We start from the raw sequence: 9,443 nt of genomic DNA, 5'->3' as shown, positions 1-9,443 counted from the left end.
ATTGAAACCGCCGTGTACCGAACGGTACGCACGGTGGTGTGAGAGGACGGGAGCTAATCACTCCCTCCTACTCGATTTGTACTAAAAATTCAGAGGAAATCTCCTTATTTTGGAAATCTGTCTTGAATTCCCCCAAAAAAGTGATATACTTAAATTAGTCAATAAATTGACCGTAAAGAAATAGACTAAGGACGGTAAGTTATGAAAAAAGAAGAAAAGAAAAACGCGTACCTGTATTGCAAGTTCAGAGATGAACAGTTTGCTTTATATGATGAATACGCAAAACGCCATGGCATGCTGATGAAAACGCTGCTGGTATTAAATGTCCTCTTTTATGCGGAGGAAGGTATAACACAGACAGAAATATGCCGGAGAACCCTGCAATCCAAACAAACTGTGAATGTAATAATCAAAAATCTCCTGTCAGACAGTTATGTAACAGTTATGGAGACACCGGAAAACAGACGAAATAAAATGGTGCAAATGACAGAGTCGGGCCGCGCTTATTGTGAAAAAATAGTCCGTCATATTACATGGGCAGAAGTTACAGCCATGTCCATGTTTACGGCAGAGGAACAGAAACAGTTGATTGACTTATCCAGGATATTTACAAAAAATCTGGCTAAACTGGTGAACCAGGAGATGGAGGGGTAACAAATGGAGTTTAACGAAGTGATCAACAAAAGGAGAACAAGCAGAGAATGGAGCGATCAAGAAGTGGATTTTGAAACGATAAAAAGGATTTTGGCCGCCGGAATGAAAGCTCCCACATGGGATCATTACCGAAATTGGCAGTTTATCGTTTTACATACAAAAGAAGAAAAAGAAAAGGCATTTGCCTATGCCAAATACATTGCAGATAAATTTGATACAGGCAGATACGAAAACAGAAAGCTTAATCTGGCACAGGAAATGTATGCCTATGCTATGCCGAGGCAGTATACGATGCTGGTAAATTGCCCTTACGTAATTGTCCCTCTATTTAAATGCAGCAGGCTGAATGGAGAATGGGTCAGTAAGCTCAATCCTCTTACCAGCGCCTGGTGCGTAGCAGAAAATATGATGCTGGCTGTAATCAATGAAGGTTTGGGTTATTCGCTGCGTATTCCCCTGAACAAAGAACATGATATTGTGCTGGAAAAACTGGGTGTTCCCAAAGGCTGGATGACGCCCTGTTTTATTGGAGTAGGGCATCCTAAAGAAGAGGAACGGATTTTAGAACAGTACGACAGCAGCCCGGAAGGTCATATACATATGGGCGGTTGGCGCAGGAAATAAATTTTGGCTTAATGCCGAAGAAGTGGTGTTCTTCTTCGGCCATTTCCTGTTGGAGTATTTGCATGGCGTATACAGCGGAATTGACAATGCGGACGGTGTTCCCTTCCGGACATCTTTAGGGTTCCCTTTTCAGGTGCGGTAGCGCAGGCAGCTGTCCCGTTTGGCAATATAATAGGGCAGTTCGATTTTTAAGGGCAGGCGGTGGCCGTACTGAATCCGATCCAACAGAGTCTTAGTGGCAATCTTTCCCAGTTCTTCAATGGGAACGTGAATGGTGGTCAGCATGGGAGACAGATACTGAGCCATGGAAATATCATCGATACTGATTACGGAAATGTCCTTCGGGACATTTCTTTTACTTTCGGAGAATCCTTTAATGGCGCCGATGGCGGTTAAGTCGTTTGCACAGAAGACGGCGGAAATATCCACGCCCCGCTGAATCAGTTGCTTTGCCCCCTGATACCCTCCGTCGATGGTCTGAATCACATTGGCAGTGTTGGTTATACTAAAGGGGAGGTTAAGTTTGGTAAGAGCGTCTTTATAGCCCAGAAAGCGGCATTCATTTTTCTGTTCTCCGATATATCCGATTTTCTTATGGCGCAGTTCAAAGAGGTATTTTACAGCGGAAACAGAGGCGTCATATCCGTTACAGATGACCTGATCACATTTCAGGTCGGTGGGATTGAGTCCCACGTAAATGACGTTTTTATAAGTATCATTCAGGAAATTCATCTGTGCCTGAGAAAAACCGAATCGGCCTAAAATCACCACCCCGTCGGCGAGATTTCCCTGGAGACTGGTGATTTCTTTCATATCCCGAATGTCAGCCGGAGCAAAGGAGCGTTTTACAATACAATTGTGATTAAATGCCTCCTGTTCGATGGCCCTTTCCAGTTCGAAGAAAAAGGGATCGGCGTCGATGTTTGTGCTTCTGGCCTGAAGACAGTCGATGAAGCGGGTAGGTTTGTCAGAGTTTACGAGGGCGTTTCCTTTTTTCAGGGTCTGAGCTGCCGGGTTGGGCGTGTAGCCTGTTTTTCTTACAATGGACCAGATTTTATCCTGAGTATCTTTGCTGGCAGCGTTGCATGCTTTGTTGTTTATGACGCGGGATACCGTTGAAATGGATACGCCGGCTTCTTTGGCAATGTCCTTTAAAGTCATGTAGTTTCCTCCTTATGTATCCTTATTATACGAAAAATGAAAGGGCAAATATGCAGGAAAAAGCGCAAACGTTTGCAGGCACGAAAGGAATATTTTAACCCAGATTTTTGTATCCTTTTCCAGGGAAATCTGATATTATAAATACAGTAAGGAGATGAATTTATGAAAATATTATTAGGAATTATGCTGCCGTTTATAGGAACTTCAGCCGGCGCTGCCTGCGTCTTTTTCCTGAAGAATGAGATGAAATCCTACATGCAGAAGAGCCTTCTGGGTTTTGCATCGGGGATTATGGTGGCCGCTTCGGTGTGGTCTTTGCTGATACCGGCTATGGATATGGCGGAAGATATGGGGCGGTTTGCCTTTGTTCCTGCGGCCGTGGGATTTGCCGCGGGCATCGGATTTCTGCTTCTGATGGATAAACTGATTCCCCATCTGCATATGGGAAGTTCCTGTCCGGAGGGTGTAAAATGCACACTAAAAAAAACGACCATGCTTGTCCTTGCAGTAACCCTTCACAATATTCCGGAAGGAATGGCAGTAGGGGTTGCTTTTGCGGGAATGCTTACGGGAAATCATGAGATTACGTATGCGGGGGCCCTTGCACTGACTCTGGGAATTGCCATTCAGAATTTCCCGGAAGGAGCGATTATATCTATGCCGTTAAAGTCAGAGGATCAGATGAGCAAAGGGAAGGCGTTCTTTTATGGAACTTTATCAGGAGCGGTTGAACCGGTGGGAGCTTTGATTATGATCCTGCTTTCCAGTCAGTTATCTGCCTTTCTTCCGTATTTTCTGGCGTTTGCGGCAGGAGCGATGATTTATGTGGTAGTGGAAGAACTGATACCGGAAGCCTCCCAGGGAGCTCACAGCAACCTGGCGACTATCGGCTTTGCGGCGGGATTTATTGTAATGATGATATTGGACGTAGCTCTTGGCTAAGGTCCGTTTACAGGGGCAGGAGAGAACATGAGGACTTATGAGGAAGAATATCTATATTGCGCCATGATTATCGGCGAATATCTGCTTACCGGGGGAGCAGAGGTAAGCAGGGTGGAAGATACGATTATCAGAATCTGCAAAGCATACGGGGCGGAACGGGTAGATGTATTTACCATAACCGCCTGTATTGTTGCAACCATCTATGGAAAGGATTTTGGAACCTGCACACAGACGCGGAGAATCCAGTCAGTAAGGACGGATTTTACTTTGCTGGAGAAACTCAACGATTTATCCAGAAGGATCTGTGCGGAAAAGCCGGAGTTTTCCAGAATCCAGGAGGAACTGGATACTATTTTAAAAACACCGGGCTATTCCTTTCCCATGCAGCTTGTCACTTATGCTTTAATCTCCGGATCTTTTGCCGTTTTTTTCGGAGGGACCTGGAAGGATATGATTGCTTCCGCCATCATCGGGCTTATTTTAAAATGTGAGGAAGCTGCGCTGAAGAAACTGCATATTAATTTTTTCGTTCTTGCCATGCTGTGTTCAGTGATAGGAGGATTATGCGCCAATCTTTTCGTTTCCCTGGGAGTCGGGGATTACGTAGATAAGATCAGCATTGGAAATATTATGCTGTTTATTCCGGGGCTTGCCTTTACCAATGCCATTCGGGATATGTTTAAAGGAGATATGGTAACCGGTCTGATAAAATTTTCAGAATCTATTTTGCTGGCAATTACCATAGCGCTGGGATTTCTGTTATCCGGATATTTATTTTAGAGAAGAAAAGAAAGGTTTTCATAAGAAAAAATGGGAGAGATGATTCAGCTTGTCATGGCTTTTCTGGGATCTCTGGGATTTGCCATGTTATTTCAGATGCGGGGAAGAAATCTGTGGTTTGCTTCTCTGGGAGGACTGCTGGCCTGGGGTGTTTACCTGGGGCTGGGGAAAGGGACTTCCAACATTTATTTATGCGCCATCGGAGCGTCTTTTGCTATGACTGTATATTCGGAAATTATGGCCAGAAAGAGAAAAACGCCGGTTACTGTCTTTTTAGTGGCCTCCTCCATTCCTCTGATACCAGGAGGAGGGCTATACAGAACCATGAGCGCTGCGATGCGGTATGACTGGCATGGATTTGTGCAGGAGGGAACATATACCCTTTTGTTTGCCGGAAGCATTGCTGTGGGCATTATGAGTGTTACGGTAGCAGTGCAGCTTGGAAGAGGGTTTTTTATTTACAGAAAGATGATTCGGCTTGCGAAGAACTTAAAGAAGGAGCGTTAAGAAATGTTAAAGGACGTCCATATTCATCTGGAGAGAGGCACATATACGAAGGACTGGGTGATGAAATTTGTTTCCCAGGCCCAAAAGAAGGGGCTGGATGAAATCTATTTACTGGAACATACCCACCGTTTCCGGGAGTTTCTGCCTATGTACCGCCATCTGTACGGTACGAATGGGTACTTTGATTCCTGGCTGGATGGGAGAGGGAGCCAGAGACTCTCCGATTATCTGAAGCTGGCAGAAGAGATGAGGAAAGAGTCCTTCCCGGTGAAAGTCCGCTGGGGACTGGAGGTTTGCTATTTCCCGGATTGGGAGGAGTTTATAAAAAGAGAGACCCAAGATCTGCCCCTTGATTTTCTCACTGGTTCCATTCACTGGATAGACGGCTTTGGCTTTGACCATAAGAAAGAACTCTGGGAAGGAAAAGATACGGATCAGGAGTATGAAAGATATTATGAACTCATGGAGGAGCTGATTGACAGCGGCCTTTTTACCGGCCTGGCCCATCCCGATTCCATTAAATGTTTTGGACGGGAGTCCTCCCGGGATTTGGAGGAAACTTATGGCAGACTGGCAGGAAAATTAAAGGAGCAGGGAATGTATGCGGAACAAAGCAGCGGTCTGTTCAATAATTACGGATATGCTTACAGGGGAATGAATCCTCAGATGCTGGCTGTTTTCCAGAGAGAGCAGGTTCCCATTGAAACGGCTTCAGACGCCCATTGTCCCGAAGATGTGGGAAAGGGAATTTGGGAAATGGCGCAAAAACTTGAAAAGCAGTAAAAAACACTTGTCAATAGACGGGTTTTATTGTATAATGACTTACGTTGTGAATAAAAAGATGGTCCTCTGTTACAGATACTGTATTAAGAACATCCAGAAGAATAGGAGAGAATAAAATGAACGACATCATTAAAAACATTGAAGCAGAACAGCTGAAAAAAGAAGTACCGGAATTTAAAACAGGAGATACGGTAAGAGTACACGCTTTAATCAAAGAAGGTAACCGTGAAAGAATTCAGGTATTCGAAGGAACTGTATTAAAGAAACAGGGTGGAAGCAACCGTGCCACATTTACTGTAAGAAAAACATCCAATGGTGTAGGTGTGGAAAAAACATGGCCGTTACATTCTCCACATGTTGTAAAAGTAGAGGTTGTAAGACGCGGTAAAGTAAGACGTGCAAAATTAAATTACTTAAGAGATCGTGTTGGTAAAGCAGCCAAAGTAAAAGAAATAGTAAAATAAGTTTTGACAAACGGAGAGTGTTGTAGTTGTTGCAACACTCTCTTTTTCAATCATGAGGCAGAGGAAGTCATGAAGAAAATACAAAGTGAGAAATTACAGAATTTAAAGCATTTCTGCGAACAGGAAGCAGTGAAAAAAATTTTAAAATGGGTCTTTCAAATTCTGGTGGTTCTGTTTTTCGGGGCTGTAACGGCAATTCTCTTCTTTCAGACCGTGACCATGCAGGAAGGATCCATGGAACCTACGATTTCAACAGGGGAACGATTTTTTATGAACCGGATGTCGTATAAAATAGGAGATCCCCAACGGGAAGATCTGATTGTTTTTAAAACGAATGCCAGCGATGAAGCGGCTCTTCATATTCGGAGAGTCATTGGACTTCCCGGAGAAACGGTTCAGATTAAAGACGGACAAATCCTGATTGACGGCGAAGTATATGTGGAAGGAAAGAGTTTTCCTTCTATGAATCACGGAGGGAATGCGCAGGATCCCATTTCTCTGGGAACCGGGGAATATTTCGTCCTGGGAGACAACCGCAATAACAGCGAAGACAGCCGTCACGGAGACATTGGAATTGTAAAGAAAGCATACATAGAAGGGAAAATCTGGTTTCAGATCTCTCCCTTAAAAGAAATTGGATTTATGAAGAAATAGAGGTAGAAAAATGAATGTACAGTGGTATCCCGGCCATATGACAAAGGCCAGACGGATGATGCAGGAAGATATGAAATTAATCGATCTGGTAATCGAACTGGTTGATGCCAGAGTTCCGTTATCCAGCCGGAATCCGGATATTGATGAGCTGGGAAAGAACAAAGCGAGATTAATTTTACTGAATAAATCAGACCTATCAGACGATGCTGCAAATGAAAAATGGGCCAGGTATTTCCAGGAGAAAGGTTTTTTTGTGGCGAAAATAAATTCCAAATCAGGAGCAGGGGTGAAAAGCCTGCAGGGAATTATTCTGGAGGCCTGCAAGGAGAAAATAGAAAGAGACAGACGCCGGGGAATTAAAAACCGTCCTATCCGTGCCATGGTAGTGGGAATTCCCAATGTGGGGAAATCCACTTTTATCAACACCTTTGCAGGAAGAGCCTGTGCGAAAACCGGAAACAAGCCGGGAGTAACCAAAGGAAAACAGTGGATCCGCCTCAATAAAAACGTGGAACTTCTGGATACGCCGGGGATTTTATGGCCCAAGTTTGAAGACCAGGCTGTGGGTGTGAGGCTGGCCTTTATCGGTTCTATTAAAGATGATATACTGAATATAGATGAACTTTCTCTTCTGCTTATTGAGAATCTGTGCACCCGTTATCCGGGAGCTCTCACAGAGCGTTATGGAATCTCAGAAGAAGGAAAGCCGGTTGCTGTTTTGGAGGCTGTTGCAGAGAGCAGAAACTGTATTTTGAAAGGACAGGAACTGGACTACAGCAAGGCAGCAGGGATTTTATTAGATGATTTCAGAAGCGGGAAACTGGGAAGAATCACCCTGGAAGACGTTCCTCTGAATCAGGAGAAGGCATGATGATTACCATTGGAAGTATTAAAAAAGAGTTTGAAAATATGCCTGCGGCCGGGTGGAAAAAACTGTATGAAAAGTACGCTTCGGATGAGAGAAAAGGCGTAAAAAACCTGCTGGAAAAGTATAAAAAGCAGGAAGAAAAACTGGAGCTGGAACGGCAGCGGACAGAGCAGATGAAGCAGTATGAAAGAGAATATGAACACATGGGATACGTCTGCGGAATTGACGAAGTAGGAAGGGGCCCTCTGGCAGGACCGGTGGTGGCCTGCGCGGTAATTCTTCCGAAAGACTGTCAGATTCTCTACATTAACGATTCCAAAAAGCTTTCTGCAGCTAAAAGAGAAGAGCTGTATCAGGAGATAGAAAAGGAAGCGGTAGGAATTGGAATTGGAATGGCAAGTCCGGCCAGAATTGATGAAATTAATATCCTGAATGCTACCTACGAAGCTATGCGGATGGCCATTTCCAAACTGCCGGTAAGACCTCAGATTTTATTAAATGATGCGGTTACAATCCCTCAGGTGGAGATTCCCCAGGTGCCTATCATAAAAGGCGATGCAAAGAGCATTTCCATTGCGGCAGCCAGCATTGTAGCTAAGGTAACCAGAGATCGGATGATGGCGGAATACGATAAACAGATGCCGGAGTATGGATTTGCCTCCAATAAAGGATACGGAGCGGCAGCTCACATAGAGGCGCTGAAGAAATACGGCCCTTCTCCGATTCACCGTCAGTCCTTTATCGGGAATTTTATATGAATAAACGGGAACTTGGAAGCCGGTATGAGGAAGCGGCGGCCCGGTTTCTGGAAAGCCGGGGCTATGAGATTATAGAACGCAATTACCGGTGCAGGCAGGGGGAAATTGACCTGATTGCAAAAGAAGGAGAGTATCTGGTCTTTGTGGAAGTGAAGTACCGTTCGGGAGACAGCCGGGGAGGATCTATCGAAGCAGTAACCCCGCAAAAACAGAGAAGAATTTCAAAAGCCGCTTTGCACTATCTCATGCAGAAACAATACAGAGAAGACGTTCCCTGCCGTTTCGATGTGGTAGGGGTTGACGGACGGAAGATTACGCTGTTGCGCAACGCTTTTGATTACCGCAGGTGAAAGGAGAATGAAGATGGAGATTATCTGGAGTCTGCCGGAAGGGCAGCACATGGTTCCTGAGAAAAAAGGAGACCTGATCTATCTGGTTTACCCTGGCTGGAAGGATCAGAAGGAGTATGTCCATGGGTTTAGTACCCGTCTGGGAGGAGTCAGTCAGGGAATGTATTCCTCCATGAATTTAAGCTTTACCAGAGGAGATGAAGAGACAGCAGTCCAGGAGAATTTCAGAAGAATTTCGGAAGCCATAGGCTTTTTAAAAGAGGATTTGGTCTGCTCCGATCAGACCCATACCACCAATGTAAGGAGAGTGGGAAAGCAGGATCGGGGAAAGGGAATAACAAGGCCGAAAAATTTCACGGATGTGGACGGTCTGATTACCAATGAGCCGGGTGTGGTTCTGGCTACCTTCTATGCAGACTGTGTTCCCCTATTTTTCATAGATCCTGTCCACAAAGCCGTGGGACTTTCCCATTCCGGCTGGAAGGGAACTGTGGGGAAAATCGGAAAGGTTACTGTGGAGGCCATGGAGAGAGAGTTTGGCACCAGACCGGAAGAACTGCTGGCGGCTGTGGGGCCGTCCATCTGTCAGAAGTGTTATGAAGTCAGCGAAGATGTAATCAGGCAGTTTCAGGAGCATTTCACAGAAAAACAGCAGGAAGCCCTGTATTATAGAAAAGAAAACGGGAAATACCAGCTTGATTTATGGAAAGCCAATGAATTTGTATTTCTGGAGGCGGGAATCCTTCCGGAACATATTCAGATGCCGGGAATCTGCACCTGCTGTAACCCCGACTTTCTGTTCTCTCACAGAGCTTCAAAGGGGAAGAGAGGAAACCTGGGAGCTTTTCTGGGAATCCGGTAAAAACGCAAAGAGTACAAGTCCCTCGCTCAGGAAGGA

13 protein-coding genes are annotated in these 9,443 nt (G+C 45.0%); 12 read left to right on the top strand and 1 reads right to left on the bottom strand.

Going from position 1 to position 9,443, the window contains the following annotated elements:
- Positions 1 to 201: 201 nt before the first annotated feature.
- Both B5F53_RS18160 and B5F53_RS18155 read left to right on the top strand, forming a co-directional pair.
- The gene (locus tag B5F53_RS18160) at positions 202 to 654 is read left to right on the top strand and encodes a MarR family winged helix-turn-helix transcriptional regulator (protein ID WP_087226655.1); all 453 of its coding nucleotides are present in this window, start codon (positions 202 to 204) and stop codon (positions 652 to 654) included.
- 3 nt (positions 655 to 657) lie between these two features.
- A complete protein-coding gene (locus B5F53_RS18155) occupies positions 658 to 1,278 on the top strand; it encodes a nitroreductase family protein (protein WP_087226652.1) in 621 nt (206 codons plus the stop codon).
- A 129-nt stretch (positions 1,279 to 1,407) separates the two neighbouring features.
- Here the strand turns inward: B5F53_RS18155 and B5F53_RS18150 are convergent, their stop codons facing one another.
- A complete protein-coding gene (locus B5F53_RS18150; RefSeq protein WP_087226649.1) occupies positions 1,408 to 2,439 on the bottom strand; it encodes a LacI family DNA-binding transcriptional regulator in 1,032 nt (343 codons plus the stop codon).
- A gap of 162 nt (positions 2,440 to 2,601) precedes the next feature.
- Here B5F53_RS18150 and B5F53_RS18145 point away from each other — a divergent pair, with 162 nt between their 5' ends.
- The 10 genes from B5F53_RS18145 (at position 2,602) to pgeF (ending at position 9,407) form a co-directional block, all read left to right on the top strand.
- Positions 2,602 to 3,381: a ZIP family metal transporter gene (locus tag B5F53_RS18145; protein ID WP_087226646.1), complete on the top strand. Its 780-nt coding sequence runs from the start codon at positions 2,602 to 2,604 to the stop codon at positions 3,379 to 3,381.
- Positions 3,382 to 3,408: 27 nt separating this feature from the next.
- Positions 3,409 to 4,161 carry a threonine/serine exporter family protein gene (locus B5F53_RS18140; protein ID WP_087226643.1) on the top strand — a complete coding sequence of 251 codons (753 nt, stop codon included), beginning with the start codon at positions 3,409 to 3,411 and terminating at the stop codon, positions 4,159 to 4,161.
- Between the two features lie 30 nt (positions 4,162 to 4,191).
- Positions 4,192 to 4,668, top strand: a complete 477-nt coding sequence (locus tag B5F53_RS18135) for a threonine/serine exporter family protein (RefSeq protein ID WP_087226640.1) — start codon at positions 4,192 to 4,194, stop codon at positions 4,666 to 4,668.
- A gap of 3 nt (positions 4,669 to 4,671) precedes the next feature.
- Entirely contained in the window at positions 4,672 to 5,451 is a 780-nt protein-coding gene (locus B5F53_RS18130) for a PHP domain-containing protein (RefSeq protein WP_087226637.1), read from the top strand.
- Positions 5,452 to 5,567: 116 nt separating this feature from the next.
- Positions 5,568 to 5,915, top strand: coding sequence for a 50S ribosomal protein L19 (rplS, locus tag B5F53_RS18125; RefSeq protein ID WP_087226634.1), 348 nt, complete (start codon positions 5,568 to 5,570; stop codon positions 5,913 to 5,915).
- A gap of 69 nt (positions 5,916 to 5,984) precedes the next feature.
- Positions 5,985 to 6,569, top strand: a complete 585-nt coding sequence (gene lepB, locus B5F53_RS18120; RefSeq protein ID WP_087226631.1) for a signal peptidase I — start codon at positions 5,985 to 5,987, stop codon at positions 6,567 to 6,569.
- Between the two features lie 10 nt (positions 6,570 to 6,579).
- Positions 6,580 to 7,440: a ribosome biogenesis GTPase YlqF gene (gene ylqF, locus B5F53_RS18115; RefSeq protein WP_087226628.1), complete on the top strand. Its 861-nt coding sequence runs from the start codon at positions 6,580 to 6,582 to the stop codon at positions 7,438 to 7,440.
- Entirely contained in the window at positions 7,440 to 8,195 is a 756-nt protein-coding gene (locus B5F53_RS18110) for a ribonuclease HII (RefSeq protein WP_087226625.1), read from the top strand. The genes ylqF and B5F53_RS18110 overlap by 1 nt, the downstream gene beginning before the upstream one ends.
- Entirely contained in the window at positions 8,192 to 8,545 is a 354-nt protein-coding gene (locus B5F53_RS18105) for a YraN family protein (RefSeq protein WP_087226622.1), read from the top strand. The genes B5F53_RS18110 and B5F53_RS18105 overlap by 4 nt, the downstream gene beginning before the upstream one ends.
- 13 nt (positions 8,546 to 8,558) lie before the next feature.
- Complete coding sequence (pgeF, locus tag B5F53_RS18100; RefSeq protein WP_242970366.1) at positions 8,559 to 9,407, top strand: peptidoglycan editing factor PgeF; 849 nt, start codon at positions 8,559 to 8,561, stop codon at positions 9,405 to 9,407.
- The last annotated feature ends 36 nt before the right edge of the window (positions 9,408 to 9,443 follow it).

Source organism: Blautia sp. An249 (assembly GCF_002159835.1).
Lineage (GTDB): Bacteria > Bacillota > Clostridia > Lachnospirales > Lachnospiraceae > Blautia_A > Blautia_A avistercoris.
This window is presented reverse-complemented; position numbering and strand designations above follow the sequence as displayed.